Origin of the sequence: Lactobacillus sp. M0403, from assembly GCF_016101265.1 — a bacterium.
GTDB classification, from domain to species: domain Bacteria; phylum Bacillota; class Bacilli; order Lactobacillales; family Lactobacillaceae; genus Lactobacillus; species Lactobacillus apis.
The window spans coordinates 117,845-134,552 of the sequence record NZ_JACFQV010000003.1 but is presented as its reverse complement, the minus strand read 5'-3'; the positions used below and the strand labels follow the sequence as shown (position 1 = coordinate 134,552).

Below are 16,708 nucleotides of genomic sequence, written 5' to 3'. Positions count from 1 at the left end.
AAAATTCGAGAAAATAAAGAAAGAGACTAATGATGCTTCTATTTAGAAAATAAAGAAAGAGACTAATGATGCTTCTATTTATAAGATAGTTAATCCCATTTTTATTCAGAATTTCGGCATTATTAAATATGATTTCATAGTTATCTTATTCTTATATTTTTAGTTTTTTCCCCAATTTCAAGGTCATGACTAATGATTATAACTAGATTAGTTTGTGCAATTTTTTCCAATAAGCATAATAAATCTGATTGCAATTCAGGGTAAATATTAGCTAGTGGCTCGTCTAATAAAAAGCAGTGCGCTTTCTTTTTCAAAATAGCAGAGTAAAGCTTTACTAATTGTATTTCACCCGTTGAAAGCTCAGTCATTTTCTTATCTAACACTTTTTTTATATTAAATTGAGAAGAGCTAAATACTTTTTGGAAATATTGATCACCAGAAATACAGTTTTCTTTACTCTCATTTACATACATATCTAAATATTCTCTTACAAGACAATTTGGAAGAATCGTATCTTGGAATAAACAGCTCATATTATCTTCTCTCAATTTTTCCTTATTTATTAAATCAATATCTATATTGTTTATTAAAATTGTTCCTTTTTTTGCTGACGTATACAGTCCAATTATCGTCCTTAAAAAAGTAGATTTTCCTATTCCATTTTTGCCTCTAATAACATAAAAACCAGGATTATTAAAAGTACATGTAAGTTCTTTTGAAAATAAAGTATTTTGTGCATCCAAACTAATATTGAAATTATGAACTTGTATATTTTCAACCTTAGGAATGACTATTGCTCCGTCTACTTCATTCCGGATAGACATCAATTGATCAATTCTCATGTATGCAACTCGAAAAGACTCAAAGTTAAACAAAATAGAAAAGATTTCATCCACTTGTCCTAATAATTGATTAAAGTATTGGAAAAGAACTGAAAAAGATCCAATTGTCATACTTCCTGATATTACGGCCAATCCGCCATTAATAAACAATATTATCTGGAAAATCAATTGTAAGACAATTTCACAAGTAGACATACCTAAATTAAGAAGAAAGTTTTTTCTTGTAATATTTAAAAGAGAAACTTTGGTCTTTTTCCATCTTCTAGATTCTATTTCTTCCCGTTTATTACCTTTAATTTCAACATATCTATTCAGCCATTCAGCAAATCCAGAAAAGTATTCATTGTAAATTCGTCTTAATTCTAAGTTTATTTTGAATATTTTTGGTTTTAAAAAAAGGTACAAAATAATATAGGCTGGTAGCAAAATCATTACTAGCAAGAAAAAGTGAGATTTAGCTTTAATAATATAAATAAAAATTATAATCGAGGAAATAATAATTGAAACGATTTGATTTACTGTTTGAAACAAGAAATTTAAGATTTCATTAGTATCTTCCGTAATTCTATCTGCAGTTTGAATAGGATCAAGTTTTAAGACTTCTAACGTATCTTTTGAATAAAGCATCTTTATTATAATATCGTTTACTTCTATGTTTATTTTTCTGAACTTTAGAATTTGAATTTTGTTTATAAAAAAAGATAAAAACAATCTTATTAGGTTTAAAACTATTATCACTATTATATTACGTATAAATGATATTCTATCAGCCTTATATACTAGTGAATTTATTAGCATACCTTCCAAAATAACATTAGATGTCTCAATACATGTATTAATAATACTCATTCCTAAAAAAAGAAAATACTCAAACTTGTCCTTGCCATTAATCTCTTTTAGAACAGCACGCATAAAATCACCTACATAATTTAATTAAAGGATAATATCTTCTAAGGATTGAACTTCTTTTTCTAATTTTATTTCAGAGCCACTACTGACTGAGTTACTCTTTTTATAATTTGGCAAAAAAATACCTTCCAAAAAACATTAAATATTTTAATATTTAATTAAAATAAAGCTAATTAAAGACTAATTGAGCGACTTTAAATTGTCAATAAATTTTTATTTATATTATGAAATCTGAAAGTATCAAAACTAGCCAGAACCCTTATAGATTCTGGCTTTTTGGTGTCTAAGTCAGATTTAAACCTACTTGTTTTACATTAACCAACTGTACCGATTTAGCTAAATATCTAAGATTAGCCCACTTGCACGTCTACTTAAAAATATAAATAACTTGTCTTGAGCTAATTATAGAAAATTCGAGAAAATAAAAAGCTAGATGATTTATTCATCTAGCTTTTTTAACTTAGACATCCTGATGGGAATTTGATAGACAAACCAGCTTTTTAATTCGTTAAAAACTTGCTGTTAAGCCATTTTTATATTGGGATATCCGGGCTCGAACCGAAACATGCAGGAACCAGAAACCTGTGCCTTACCATTTGGCTATATCCCAGTGTTAATCACCCGTACGAGAATTGAACTCGTAACTCCACCTTGAGAGGGTGGCGTCTTAACCATTTGACCAACGGGCAAAATCAACAGTAATTATTATGCTTTATACAGCCCTTGTTGTCAAGTGCTTTTGACGCATTTACACCAAAGATTTTCAGCTTAAAAATCACATATCCCCAATAGTTTTTACTTTCTGAGTTTTGATAAACTTCTTCCTAGCATAAAAATACAATTATTGTCTTTTCGCTGCAATTTTATTACTTTAATTGTATATAATAGTAGGTAAAGTATTTTATGAAGGAATTTTTTATGCTTGATTATTCAACCACACAAAATTTAATTGAATCAATGGTTTCCGAACGGATTGTTCCAGGCGTTAACTACGCTTTTATTAAAGACAAGCAAATTTTTACTTCAACAATTGGTTTTGCTAGTACATACCCCAAAGTAACTCAACTCAGTCCATTTGCCCAATATGATTTGGCAAGTCTAACTAAAGTGCTAATTACTGAAAATATTTTATTAAAGCTTTATCAAAACGATGAATTAAACTTTACTGAGCCACTTCAAGATTTTATTCCAGAGTTTCAAGACCAACGAGTTCGCCTTTTTCATCTTCTCACCCATACTAGTGGAATTCGCGGTTGGATTGAGAATCGTGACCGGCTAAACCATGATGAGTTAATACATGCAATTATTAACTTACCTGTAACTGACGAATTTGAGCATAAAATGCGGTATGCTGATACCAACTTCATTCTTCTGGGCTTAGTAATTAAAAGAATCTATGGTAAGCCTGTTCAGGAAGTTGGAGTAGATGAAATTATCAGGCCAATGAAACTCACAGAAACCACTTTTTCGCCTGATAAGGATAACTGTGTTCCAACAGCAATGGTAAACGGTTCTGTCCTTCAAGGAGTGCCTCATGACCCTAAAGCAAGACAACTTGGGAGTGATTGTGGCTCTGCTGGCCTCTTTTCTACAATGTCTGATTTAATTAAAATTTCGAAAGGTTACATTGGCTTAGACGATAATATTCTTCCATATGACCAAGAAACCGTAACTAAGCTTTTTGAGAATAAAAATCCTGCCGGTATTCAGCCACGTTCTTGGGGTTGGGACTTACGCTTTGACCCTGAATTCAATTACCCAGTTATCTTACATACAGGTTTCACTGGGACACTAATTCTCCTAGATCGAGTAAAAAAATCCGGAATGATCGTTTTAACCAACCGTGTTCATCCCACGGGACATAACCAAGTTTTTCTTGCCATGCGGGAAAAAATCATTCAGAGCTTTTTAAAAGAAAACGATCAATAAAAAACAGCTTTTTTATATAAAAAGCTGTTTTTTAGTATTAACACTTCTTCTTTGGCCAGAAGTGATAAATTAGATCAACTAAGGCTTGAGCAAACATACCGCCTGCCATCCAATACATAGCCATCATCATCTTATCAGTAAATGTAAAGTAAGCAGTAATGCCATAAACAATTACCCAAACAATCTTAAAAAACAAATTATCACACATCATAGGTAAAAACCCCTTTCATTTATTATCCAAATTATACCTTTTTTCATAGTGAAAATGGGGCTTTTTTGGGTTATTTAATGGGCTTAACTTTAAAAATCAAAAATTTATTATAATTAGTGTTATCGTTTCAAAATGTTTACATTCGTAGGCAACAAGCAAACTTTTTTCAAAAATATATTTTGCTGTTACAAGACATCATTTATTTCTAGAGTTATGTAATTTAATTAGTATTTAAACAGCAAAAAGGCTTGAAACAAGTTCAAGCCTTTTTAAATCATTAATTAAAAAATTCTGGAATTGTAACAAATGCACATGAATGTGGTGGCATTTCGAGTGTCAGTTGTCCTTCTTTAATCTCAATGTTTTCTTTCTGCAATTTAGAGCTTTCTCTTAACTGATCAATTTCTGGTTGCTTAAGATATTCTGGCTTTCCAATTTCTTCCCACTTTTTCATTGGGTTGGCATGATTGGAATCAATTCGTTCTATCCAGGCATCATATGCATTATCTTTTCCTAAATCAATTTTAACTTCTTCAGTTTCAATTGGCTCACTTGGAACATTATGGTTATATGCTAAGACTTGTAAGTCGTTACCCTTTTGTGCGGCTAATACCTCGGTAGTACTACTTTGACCACTTTCCACTTTGATTCTCTTTGTTCCTAACTCATGGAAAATTTCAAATATGCGATAAACCGGCTTTTCAACTCCATCAACTGTTTGTAAACCAAATCCACCATGAAAAACACCTGGCTTTTGAGACTGTTCTTCAAAAATATCACTAAAAGTCCAAAATGAATAACCATCAACTAAGCCATCATTATCTGCCAAAGTTTTTGCGACCATTGCAGCAGCATATGGTTCATCATGAATTGTATCGCCAAGCATAGCCGAGACATTCCACTCAGTATAATATAAAGGATAATTTTTAGACTCTTGCTTTGTTCTAGCAGTCATTTCTTTTAAAATGCCACGATGATAGTCTGTCTCTTTTCCACCTGTTTGCTTAAAAAACTCTTCAATATCCAATCCACTCTTCCATACTGGATCATCTGTTGGATAATGATGTGTAGAAACAAAGTCAAGTGGAACATTGTTTTTCTCACAAAAGTCAATCATTTCAGGAATCCAAGAATTGTATGAAGTTGCTGGCCCTCCAAACCTAAGCTTACTATCAATCTTTTTAGCTGTTCTTGCCGTCATCTCATATAGGTGGAAATAATCTTCCTGTGAGCCAGAAAAGAATAGTGGCAAATTTGGTTCATTCCAAACTTCAAAGAACCAGGTTTCTACTTCTGATTCACCATAACGATCAATGATATGCTTGATAAAACGGCTAATCAACTCTTCCCATGCTTTATCAGACTTAGGCATTGAATTATTTCCACCATAGGCAAATATTCTACCATTGCCAGACACAAGACATGAAGGCATAAAACCCAATTCCAAAAATGGTTTCATATCTATTTGAAGTAGAAAATCAATAATCTTGTCAATATTAATAAAATTATACGTGATTCCCTGAGAATTACCTTCAAAATCAAAATTTTCGATGCATACACTCATTTCATCATCAAATAAGCCATGGAAACGAACATATTTAAACCCTAGTTCATTATGCGCTTTAATTAGCTGCTCGCGATAATCTTCTCGCAAAGCGGTATATGCATGACAACTCCCTACGCACACTTCCCAGTAGTGTGGAAAATTAGTTTTTTCATTCTGCTCTACTTTGAAATTTAACATGTTTTTTCTCCTCTTATTGAGCTAATATGCTCAAATTATCGATGTATCCGTTTTCAATTGTAAATTTATTATAAAGTATGAATTTAAAAGCAGACCATATCCAAAAAACAGGAAATAGCTGTTCTTTTCCCATCTTTCGGAATAATTCGTATAAACTAGAGTAGCCATTTTTTAATTCCAGCTTTTAAGCTAAACAAAAAAGGTTTGAACCTAGTTCAAACCTTTTATTAACTTCTAGTATATTTTATTAACTCATTAATTGATATGCTTGATCCAATACTTTGGCTCCATCCATCATACCATATGCCTGCATATCTATCACTGCTAGTCCAATGTTTTTACCATCAACTTTTTGCTTAAATTCGTTTTCCATATAACGAACCTGAGGTCCAAGTAAAATGCAGTCAATTTTGTTTTGCGCAAGGTTGTCATCTGCTTCCGCTGCAGGACAAGCAAAAATTTCCACATCTTTTCCTCGGTCTTCAGCTGCTTTTTGCATTTTAGTAACAAGTAAACTTGTGCTCATTCCTGCAGAACAGCATAGCATAATTGTTTTTTCAGCCATATTAAAACTCCTTATTTATCTATCTCTAATTTAGTAACATTTTTAGCGTTTGTGGCAATTACTTTTTGATAAAAGTAGAAACTATCTTTTGGATAACGCTTCATATCACGTTCAGAATTATTGTCACGATTAACAAAGACTAAGCCATATCGTTTATCCATGCCATCGTTAACACTTAATAAGTCCAAAAATGACCAAGGATTAAATGAAATCACATTTACCCCATCCTTAATTGCTTCACGTAACTCATAAATATGTCCGTTAAGGTACTTAACCCTCTTTGAATCGTGAACTTTTCCATCTTCAAGCTCCTCACGTTCTGGCCAACCACATTCTGTAATAATAATTGGAATGTTTGGATAACGATCATTAACCTTTTGCAAGGCAAAGCGTAACCCAACAGGATCATATGAAAAGTCCCATTCAGAGTTCATTAAACGATCGTCCCTAACCTTCTCGACATTAGAAATAACACCATCGAGCATTTTAGGGCTTTCTTCATTGCTTAATTTGAAAACTGAAGTTGAGTACCAGTTTAGGCCTAAGAAATTAGCTCTTCCATTTTGCAATATTTCAGCATCACCTTCATGTACATCAAGTGTTATATTGCTGTCCTTAAGGTAACGTAAATAATAGCTCGGTAATTCACCACGAAGAGCAACATCCATATCAATAAAGGAAATCATATCTTCCATTGACTTACTCTTTAATGCATTAGCAGAAGTATGATCGTAAGGGAAATTGGTCATATATGATACAGCTGGACCTATTTTGGAATTAGGAAACATTTTATGACACAGTGAGTAAACCTTAGCTTGAGCTAAAAACATATTGTAGTTTGAATTCTCGCCTTTTTCCCTTAAGCGATGCATATCGGTGTCGTTAATTCCATTCATCGCTGGTACATTGGCAATTAGAGACTGTTCATTGATAGTTAACCAGTATTTTACACGGTCGCCAAATTGTTCAAAAACAGTTTTAGCATAGCGGTAGTAATCATCAATGGCTTTTCTATTAGCCCATCCACCATATTGTTTAACCAAATCTTCTGGACAATCAAAATGGAACAATGTAACTATCGGCTCAATTTTATTTTTAACCAATAAGTTGATTAGCTTATTATAAAAATCAATGCCCTTTTGGTTTGGTTCCTCATCATTACCATGAGGATAAATACGTGCCCAAGAAATTGAAAAACGGTAACTTTTTAGGCCAAGCTCAGCCATTAAGGCTACATCTTCTTCAACATGATGATAATGATCAGCTGCAACTGAAGTATCTATATACTTACTTTTCTGTGAACGTAAATCAGCAACTGTAACGCCTTTACCGTCTTCATTAGCTGCACCTTCAACCTGAAAAGCTGAAGTACTTGCTCCCCACAAAAAGTCAGCTGGAAAATCGTCCTTGAGCTGCTTTTGAATGCTCATTTTTATTTACTTTCCTCCTCTAATGCTTGCTTGTCTGCAACCTTAAAGAATGGAAGATAGATTGCACACATTAATGCAAAGTTGATAATCCAAATAACTGCACCTTGCCAGCCCATAATCATAGCATCAGCAACTAATTTAGGCATTGTCCAAGGCATACCCATTCCTAAACTTGGATTGTAACTAGTAATGAAGCCAATTTTAACAGCTAATAAAGCTACACCACTAGATACAAAACTAGATAAAATAAATGGAATAAACATAATTGGGTTTAATACAATCGGCATACCGAAAATGATTGGCTCGTTGATGTTAAAAATATTTGGTAAAGCTGAAACTTTGAAAAATTCCTTGTAACGCTTAGACTTACCGAAAACTAACGCAACTAGAACTAAACTCAGTGTAGCGCCAGCAGCATCATTATTTGCAAATGAAAATACAACTAAATTACTTAAATATGGGATAGTTTTCCCAGCTTGATATGCTGGCGTACTACCTACCATCATTGAAATTACAATTGGAATAATAACCGACTGAATAGCAGCTGGATGAATACCAAAGGTAAATAATAGGTTAGATAACACCATAATTAAAATTAATGTAATTGGTGAACCACCTACATGTAATAATGGAGTTGTAATTAGCTTATTAACAAAGTCAAAAACATTTCCAAATGGTGAAAAGTCAAAAATAGCTCTTACAATAAATACGCCAACAAAAATAATAATTCCAATAATTAAAGGTTCAATAGATGAACTAACCATGCTAGGAACCGAATCAGGTAATTTGATTGTTAACTTCTTGTTTCTACTTAACTTAACATAGAAAACACCAATTAAAATTGATAGCAAAATAGCAACAATTATACCTTCACTGCCTAAATAGTTAATCTTAAACGCATTAATTGGCGTTTTGCCTGGAATAACTTGCGGCATCAAAATGAAAAAGCTGGCCAAACTTAATAGACCTGATACAACACCGTTTGCCTTAGACTTTTGAGCGTAGTCATAAGCAATTGTAAAGGCAATGAAAACAGCTAAAATGTTCATTGTCCCGTTAACGATAGCAGTCATGGATGGTGTAATACCAACTTTAGCAAACCAATCTGCTACAGGTTTAATTGGAAAACTGGCAAAAATAGAGAAAATAGACGCACCAATTGTCACTGGCAGTGTCATAACCATTCCAGATGAAATACTTTGTAGGACCTTATTTTGTCCTAGCTTATTTGAAAACGGAACTAGATATTTTTCTAGCCACTCTTGAAATTTTTTCATTTCTTAAATACTCCTTATCAGCTTAATCGCTTTCATTTTAAACAAAGTATATTCATATTGTTATCTCTTAACCATAGCCAAAAAACAGAAGAATTATATCCATTTCCCAGTTTTAGCAAAAATAACACATACAAAAAAAGCTGACAAGATACTATATCAGCTATATTCTTAACTATTTTTATTACGATATTCGGCAGGTGAAATTCCAAAATACTTCTTAAATATCTTATAAAAGTAGGAAGGATTTTCATACCCCACCTGATTTGCGATACGTTCAATAGGAGCTGTTGTATATGTGAGAAACTCTGCTGCTACGTTAACTCTTTGCAAGTGTACTAATTGAATAAAAGTCTTACCAGTTTGCTTTTTCAAATAGTCAGAAAGATAGTTTGGATTAAAGCCAAAGTTCTTAGCCATTTTTTGAAGAGTAATATTGCTATAGTTCTTTTCAATATATAGAAGTAATGATAGCAAATTATTATTCTTTTTATGATAATCTGTTACTTTTATTTCTGAGTTTGCAGTTTGTCGAATTAATCTTGAAAAAAGGGTCAACATTTCTAATCTAATAAGCTGATCTGACTGTATATCAGGATAGTAATATTCATAAATTATATCGTATACAAGCTCTTTGATTTTTGCATTATGCTTTGTTTTGAATAAACTATACCTTCCTTCACCATATTCTTCATCAGATAGCAATGAAAACAGAATATTCGAAATATTTGAACCATTTTTTTGATTTTTTAGATAATCCAGCTCATTTAGAGAAAAAGCCGAACTGCGCAATGCAATATTGACAACTATTCCCTTTTTACTAATAGGCTTAACTTTATGAATAGTTCGATTACCCATAAAAATCAAATCATCTTGGTTAACTTTTACTTCTGAGTGCTCGAGAACAACTACACAATCTTCATTTAGTGGAATCATGATTTCAATATAGTCGTGAACGTGGAAAGGCACAAATGATTCTGTTGGCTGAACAGCAATCGAAATTGAATTACTATTCAAGGTTAAATTATCTGAATATGTATCAAAAAAACGATATATTGGTTCTGTGCCTACATTACCAATTTTTTTTGTAAGATTGCCATTTTTCTTAACAGTTTCCAATACATCTTTCCATGTTTTAGGTGAATTATTTTTCCGAAGTACTTTTAAAACTCTTTCTTTCAATTCCGTTCCTCCAGTTCACAAGTACTTTGAAATAAACCTGTGAAATCAACATAGTATTTATGACTTTTGGCAATAGCTCAAATACCAACATAAGACTAGAATTAATTAATAGGATCATTTTTTATATTTATAACACATGGAGAAAAAATATGACAGACTTATCGAAGAAGCCCTATAACTTGTCTGCTTCACAAATCGACTTTGTAAAGCAAAAAGTAGCAAGTATGTCAACGGAAGCAAAAATTGGACAATTGTTTTTCGTTATTGGTGCAGACGAAGAAAACACAGATTTAAGAGAATTTATTAAAAAGTACCAACCAGGCGGAATTATGTACCGTCCTGACGCTGCCAAAAAATTGCAACATGAAATTGCCACTTCACAAGAAGCAAGTGATATTCCACTATTAATTGCCGCAAACCTTGAAGCTGGTGGTAATGGCTTGGTTAATGAAGGTACTTGGGTTGGGCGTCCACTTCAAGTGGCGGCAACTGATAATCCAGAAAACGCATATAACCTCGGTGATGTTTCAGGTTATGAAGCAAAACAAGTTGGTGGCAATATGTCTTTTGCACCAATTGTTGACCTTGACTTAAACTTCCGCAATCCAATTATGAACTCACGTACTTTTGGTAGTGACAAGGACCGCGTAATTAAAATGTCCGATGCAGAAATCGAAGGACTTAATGCTAATCACGTTATTCCTGTTGCTAAGCACTTTCCTGGTGACGGCGTTGATGAACGCGACCAGCACCTTTTAAGTTCAATCAACTCACTTTCTGCTGATGAATGGATGGAATCATACGGTGAAATATACCAGCACTTAATTGAAAATGGCTTACCAAGTATTATGATTGCTCATATTATGCAACCTGCTTGGGAACAAAAATTACAACCAGGAATTGAAGATAAAGACTTGCGTCCAGCCTCAACTTCTAAATTATTAATTGATGGCCTACTTCGCGACGTTTTAAACTTCAACGGTTTGACAATTACAGACGCTACGCCAATGATTGGTTATAATGCAATCATGCCACGTTCTGAAGCTTTACCAGCTACAATTAACGCAGGAATCGACATGATCTTATTCAACAAAGACATTGACGAAGATTACAAGTTCATTACTGATGCAGTGGCTAACGGTACCATTTCAATGGACAGAGTGGATGAAGCTGTTACTAGAATTATCGGAACTAAGATAGCACAAGGTGTTATGAACACTGATTGTGAACTTTGTGAACCTACTTCAAGTAACATTGACTTAAAGCTTGCTGAACATGAAAAGTTAGCTGCTAAAGTTGCAACTGAATCAGTTACCCTTGTTAAAGATCGTGACAACTTGTTGCCAATTACACCTAAAAAATATCCTCGTGTTCGCCTAGTAGTTTTAGGTGACAACGATGACGGTGGCTTTAAAGAAGGTGGCAAGGTTACTGCTAAATTTAAGGAAAAACTTGAAGAAAAAGGCTTTGAAGTTACTGTCTTTGATCGCCAACACTTAAACTTCCAAGAAGTATTTGCAGGTGGTGTTCAATACGAAAAAGACCAATTTGACTTAGCTTTTTACGTTGCTAACGTTGAAACTGCTTCTAATCAAACCACTACCCGCCTTGACTGGATTCACTTAATGGCTGCTGATGCTCCATGGTTCATGAAAGACATTCCAACTGTTTTTGTTTCAACTTGCAACCCATATCACCTCTTCGATATTCCAATGGTTTCAACTTACGTCAACGCATATACAGGTAATGACGTTACCATTGATGCATTGCTAAGAAAGATGACCGGCGAAGAAAAATTCATTGGTACTAACCCAGTTGATCCATTCTGTGGTCGTTTTGACACACGCTTGTAAAGGGAGCTAAAAATGATCGAAATTAGTCAAATTTCAATTAACCATATGACCACTCCACTTGGTTTTGACTTAGATAACCATTTACATATTGAATTTAGTGTAAATAGCTCTAAACCTATGACGGAAACCAAAAAAAGAGTCATTATAAAAACCGATGAAGTTGTTTACGACTCTGATTGGCAAAATTATGATAATAACTTTTTTGATTTTGCAATCGAGTTAGAACCGCGTACCCACTACTCAGTGTCTGTTTCCGTTCAAAATGCCGGTGATGAAATAGCTAAGGATAGTTTTTTTGAAACTGGAAAAATAACTGAACCATTTTCAGCTAACTGGATTGGAAACAGTAACAAAGATTTACAAAATACTTTGTTAAGAAAAGAATTTGCATCAGATAAAGAAATTGCTGATGCACGTCTTTACATGACTGGTTTAGGTGTTTACGAAGTTTACTTCAACAACGAAAAAATTGGTGACGAGTTGCTTGCTCCTGGTGTAACTGCCTATGATCAAGTAACCCAAGTTCAAACTTATGATGTCACTAGTTTTTTACAAAAAACACAAAAGCATGAATTATTGATTTCTCTAGGCGATGGTTGGTATAAAGGAAACTTCGGTTTTGACGGCGGTCAAGAAAATATTTATGGTGATCGTCAAATGGCCATTGCAGAACTGCATTTAACCTTTGCTGATGGGACTGAAGAAGTAATTAACACGGATGATTCATGGCAAACAACTTCTGGAAAAGTTACTAAGTCAGCAATTTACTACGGTGAGGACTTAGATGACACGATAGAAATTACTGGTTGGGAACCAGCAGTAATCATTGATCACTCTAAAGAAATTCTGCATGATCGTTTAAGCTTGCCACTTAAAGTTGAAGAATACTTACCAGTTAAAGAAATCATTCAAACTCCTGCTGGTGAAACTGTCTTAGATTTTGGGCAAAATCATGCAGGTTGGCCTGAGCTTTTCAATCATGAACCTGCAGGACAAACAATTGAACTTCAAGTTGGTGAGATTTTACAAAACGGTAATTTTTATCGGGACAACCTTCGTGAAGCTCGCGCCGCCTTCAAGTATACTTCTGGTGGTAAAGAAAAATGGGTTCGTCCCCACTTTACTTACTATGGTTACCGCTATGCAAAAGTTACAGGTAATACCAAGCCACTTAAGAAAGAAGATTTTCGCTCAGCAGTCATTTACTCCGATATGAAAACTACTGGCGGAATTACAACAGATAATGCTAAAGTCAATCGCCTTTTGCAAAACGTAATTTGGGGCCAAAAGAGTAATTTCTTTGATGTCCCTACCGACTGTCCTCAACGTGATGAACGTCTTGGTTGGACTGGTGATGCAGATGTATTTTCAGCAACAGCCGTTTTGAACATGGATACCTATGCATTCTTTAAAAAATATGCACGTGATATGCAAATCGAACAGAATGCTCATGATGGCATGCTCACAATGTATGCTCCAGCAATGGGTAATGGTAGCGGTGGCGCTGCAATTTGGGGTGATGCTGCAACAATTATTCCATGGACTGTTTACCAAGCATATAATGATCCTGCTATTTTGCGTCAAAATTACTCAAGCATGAAAGCTTGGGTTGAATGGATTGGTAAAAATACTTCAACTAAGAACCTTTGGACAGGCTGCTTCCAATTCGGTGACTGGCTTTCACTTGATGGTGAAAATCCAGCAATGCCAACTGGTAAAACTGATGAAGACTTCATTGCTTCTGTTTACTATTACTACTCTACTTCTATTGTCGCTGAAACAGCACAAATACTTGGTTTTAGCGATGATGCTGCTAAGTACTCAAAACAAGCTAAAGCAATTAAAAAAGCTATTTCTAACGAATATATTACTGCAACTGGACGTTTATCAATTGATACACAAACAGCTTATGCGTTGGCTCTAGCCTTTGATTTAGTACCTAATGAGCAAAAGCAACGTGTCGTTAAAGACCTAGTTACTCGCCTCGGTAAAGATAATAACCATCTAAAGACTGGTTTTGTTGGTACACCAATTGTTTGTCGTGTTCTTTCTGAAAACGGCGAACACAAACTTGCAACACAAATCTTCTTAAATGAAGACTTCCCAAGTTGGCTTTATGCAGTTAATTTAGGTGCAACAACAATTTGGGAACGTTGGAATTCAGTTATGCCTGATGGCTCAATGAATCCTGAAGGAATGAACTCACTTAACCACTACTCTATTGGTGCGATTATGCAGTGGGTTTACCAGCAAGTACTTGGAATCAGTTCTCAAACAAATGGCTATCAAGAAGTCACTTTGGCACCACAATTTGATTACCGTCTCAAGCATGTTCAAGGTCATTATGAAAGTTCATACGGTAATCTTCAAATTGAATACCAACTTGAAACTGATGAACAACACACAATCAAGCTCAACCTGAATGTTCCATTTGGTCAACAAGTAACAGTAAAATTACCACGTGCTACAGGTGAAGTTCAGCTTAATGGTGAAGCCACTAGTCTGCCACTTAAGCTAACCGGTGGACAATATTCCATCAGTTATGTTCCAAGTTCTAGCTATATCGAATACTACAACATTGATATGCCAGCCAAAGACCTTATGGCAGATTCTGAATTAGTAGAAAAATTGTCACCACTAAATGGTGTCTTTGGTTTCTTACAAGACCAAAACAACCTTGACACATTTGGTGGAAGTTCATTAATTGAAATGAATACAATGTTACCATTTGTTAATATCTCCGATGAAGATCTCGCTAACATTAAAGCTGTTTTAGCAGAAACTCCATTGGCTAGTGAAAGGAAGTTTTTAAATGAAGGGCGTACTATTTGATCTTGATGGTGTAATTGCCGATACTTCGGTTTACCACTTTCAAGCCTGGCGAAAACTCATCAAAGATCACTTTAATCGCGAATTACCTGGTGAATTAGAAGTCCAAACTAAAGGCGTAAGTCGTGCTGATTCACTTACTGCGATTCTGAACTACTTAGATATTAAAGTAACTGATTCTGAATTTAACAAAATGACTGAAGAAAAGAACGATGTTTTCCGTGAATTATTGGCCAGCTTAACCCCTGCCAATATCCTACCTGGAATATCTGAACTTATTTCTGAGCTTAAAGCACATAATGTTAAGCTTTCACTAGCTTCTGCAAGCTTGAACGGTCCTTATATTCTAGAGAAACTGGAGCTTATTAATACTTTCGATGCAATTGCAGACCCTAGCAAGGTTGCAGCAGGAAAACCAGCGCCTGATATTTTCATCGCCGCAGCTGATGCCATTAACTTATCTCCTAAAGAATGCGTTGGCATCGAAGATTCAATCGCTGGAATTAAAGCAATAAATTCTTCAGGTGCCTTTTCAGTAGGTGTTGGTAATGAAAATGAACTTAGCGAAGCCTACTTGCTCTATTCTGATACCTCCAAATTAAGCTATGAGCAAATAAATGCCGCATGGAAAAAGCATAATTAAAGCAACTTATATCTATCCTTTGAATTAAAAAACTAACTAAAAATCAAATCAAACAAAAATAGCCAATTTCCTTACCGAAATTGGCTATTTTCTTTAGTTTTTATTCACCTAAATAAGCAAAAACCACTTTTTCGTCATAAATGTGAAGCACTTTTTCAAATAAAAAGCGACAAATTACTGCAACAATTGCTGGAATAACAATCCAAACAAGCAGTGCCATTATGAAATTCAAACTGTACTTACCTGCATCCATTGAAGCCAGTGGTCCAACAATGCCTACAAGACCAAATCCTGCTGATGCAGGAGTCCCAGATACATGGAATAATGCGACAGGTATTGCAGACACAATTGCTGTGATTAGTGAGGGCAGAAGAATAATTGGATGTCTAAATAGATTTGGCATCATCATTTTCATTGCGCCTAACGCAATTGCAATTGTTACCCCTGATTTATTTGTGCGCCAAGAATGAACAACTAGCACAATTGTCGTTGCTGCTACACCCATAGCTGCAGCACCAGCTGAAAGCCCGTTTAATTGAATTGCCATGCCAATCGCAACCGTCGAAATTGGTGAAACAATCAAAATACTAAACATGCAGGAAATCAATATACACATTAAAATTGGTTGTAAATCAGTAAATGAATTAATGACGGTTCCTAACCAAGTGGTAATTTTACTTACATAAGGTAAAATTAATAACCCGATCCAGCCTGCGCCAACTCCAATAATAATCGGAGCAGCTACAATTTTCACTGATCCAAAACGTTCCCCTACCATTAATAGTAGAAAAACAGTTAGACCAGCAGTAATCATAGTATTAATCAAATCACCAGTTCCAGCAGAAACAAACACACCTTGTGCTTTAGTTGCTGGATTGACAATTTGCGGAACAAATTTAGTTACGCCTGATCCGACATATGCTGCTGCAGCTACAATAGCTACATCCAACGGAACCATTTTAAATTGGATTGCAATTAATGCCCCAATCAACAACGGTGTCGCACATTGGAAAATCAGTAATGCTTGACCAATACTGGCGGTAATTGCATTCTGCCCAAATAACTTTAAAATTGCGCTTACTACTGCATTAGGAATCAAACCAACAATGATCCCAGTTGCAGTTCCTGCCAGAATATTGTTAAAAAATGTTTTGATTGTTAATTTGTTTGTTGTGGTTGTATCAGCCATAAGAAATACTCCTTCGAATTAATTTTTAATGTTGATTGCATTTAAAAATAATTCGTTGCAAGTAAAAACGGCTTGAATTCAGCTGCATTCTTTTTTCCTCCCATTCAA

At 34.5% G+C, this 16,708-nt stretch carries 12 protein-coding genes and 2 tRNA genes; 4 read left to right on the top strand and 10 right to left on the bottom strand.

Annotation, left to right across the window (positions count from 1 at the left end):
- Positions 1 to 140: 140 nt before the first annotated feature.
- The 3 genes from H3T48_RS05315 to H3T48_RS05305 all read right to left on the bottom strand — a co-directional run bounded on the left by H3T48_RS05315 (position 141) and on the right by H3T48_RS05305 (position 2,440).
- Positions 141 to 1,754 (bottom strand): ABC transporter ATP-binding protein, encoded by a 1,614-nt coding sequence (locus H3T48_RS05315; protein ID WP_198188791.1) that lies wholly within the window; start codon positions 1,752 to 1,754, stop codon positions 141 to 143.
- Positions 1,755 to 2,289: 535 nt separating this feature from the next.
- Positions 2,290 to 2,361 (bottom strand) — tRNA-Gln (locus H3T48_RS05310).
- 7 nt (positions 2,362 to 2,368) lie between these two features.
- A tRNA-Glu gene (locus H3T48_RS05305) sits at positions 2,369 to 2,440 on the bottom strand.
- A 229-nt stretch (positions 2,441 to 2,669) separates the two neighbouring features.
- Here H3T48_RS05305 and H3T48_RS05300 point away from each other — a divergent pair.
- Positions 2,670 to 3,680: a serine hydrolase gene (locus H3T48_RS05300; RefSeq protein ID WP_198188840.1), complete on the top strand. Its 1,011-nt coding sequence runs from the start codon at positions 2,670 to 2,672 to the stop codon at positions 3,678 to 3,680.
- A gap of 37 nt (positions 3,681 to 3,717) precedes the next feature.
- Here the strand turns inward: H3T48_RS05300 and H3T48_RS05295 are convergent, their stop codons facing one another.
- The 6 genes from H3T48_RS05295 to H3T48_RS05270 form a co-directional block, all read right to left on the bottom strand.
- Complete coding sequence (locus tag H3T48_RS05295) at positions 3,718 to 3,891, bottom strand: hypothetical protein (RefSeq protein ID WP_165775957.1); 174 nt, start codon at positions 3,889 to 3,891, stop codon at positions 3,718 to 3,720.
- 277 nt (positions 3,892 to 4,168) lie between these two features.
- On the bottom strand, positions 4,169 to 5,635 hold the full coding sequence (locus H3T48_RS05290) for a hypothetical protein (RefSeq protein WP_198188790.1): 1,467 nt from the start codon (positions 5,633 to 5,635) through the stop codon (positions 4,169 to 4,171).
- A 247-nt stretch (positions 5,636 to 5,882) separates the two neighbouring features.
- Positions 5,883 to 6,200, bottom strand: coding sequence for a PTS sugar transporter subunit IIB (locus tag H3T48_RS05285; RefSeq protein WP_198188789.1), 318 nt, complete (start codon positions 6,198 to 6,200; stop codon positions 5,883 to 5,885).
- Between the two features lie 11 nt (positions 6,201 to 6,211).
- The gene (locus tag H3T48_RS05280) at positions 6,212 to 7,630 is read right to left on the bottom strand and encodes a glycoside hydrolase family 1 protein (RefSeq protein WP_198188788.1); all 1,419 of its coding nucleotides are present in this window, start codon (positions 7,628 to 7,630) and stop codon (positions 6,212 to 6,214) included.
- A gap of 2 nt (positions 7,631 to 7,632) precedes the next feature.
- A complete protein-coding gene (locus H3T48_RS05275) occupies positions 7,633 to 8,907 on the bottom strand; it encodes a PTS sugar transporter subunit IIC (protein ID WP_109715374.1) in 1,275 nt (424 codons plus the stop codon).
- Positions 8,908 to 9,075: 168 nt separating this feature from the next.
- The gene (locus H3T48_RS05270) at positions 9,076 to 10,086 is read right to left on the bottom strand and encodes an AraC family transcriptional regulator (RefSeq protein ID WP_046306617.1); all 1,011 of its coding nucleotides are present in this window, start codon (positions 10,084 to 10,086) and stop codon (positions 9,076 to 9,078) included.
- Between the two features lie 149 nt (positions 10,087 to 10,235).
- Between H3T48_RS05270 and H3T48_RS05265 the strand changes: the two genes are divergently transcribed.
- The 3 genes from H3T48_RS05265 to pgmB are packed head-to-tail and all read left to right on the top strand — an operon-like array spanning position 10,236 to position 15,411.
- The gene (locus H3T48_RS05265; RefSeq protein WP_198188787.1) at positions 10,236 to 11,939 is read left to right on the top strand and encodes a glycoside hydrolase family 3 protein; all 1,704 of its coding nucleotides are present in this window, start codon (positions 10,236 to 10,238) and stop codon (positions 11,937 to 11,939) included.
- Positions 11,940 to 11,954: 15 nt separating this feature from the next.
- Positions 11,955 to 14,771 (top strand): alpha-L-rhamnosidase, encoded by a 2,817-nt coding sequence (locus H3T48_RS05260; RefSeq protein ID WP_198188839.1) that lies wholly within the window; start codon positions 11,955 to 11,957, stop codon positions 14,769 to 14,771.
- Positions 14,752 to 15,411, top strand: coding sequence for a beta-phosphoglucomutase (gene pgmB / locus H3T48_RS05255; protein ID WP_198188786.1), 660 nt, complete (start codon positions 14,752 to 14,754; stop codon positions 15,409 to 15,411). The genes H3T48_RS05260 and pgmB overlap by 20 nt, the downstream gene beginning before the upstream one ends.
- Before the next feature lie 100 nt (positions 15,412 to 15,511).
- Here pgmB and H3T48_RS05250 read toward each other — a convergent pair whose 3' ends face one another.
- A complete protein-coding gene (locus H3T48_RS05250; RefSeq protein WP_198188785.1) occupies positions 15,512 to 16,600 on the bottom strand; it encodes a PTS sugar transporter subunit IIC in 1,089 nt (362 codons plus the stop codon).
- Between the last annotated feature and the right edge of the window lie 108 nt (positions 16,601 to 16,708).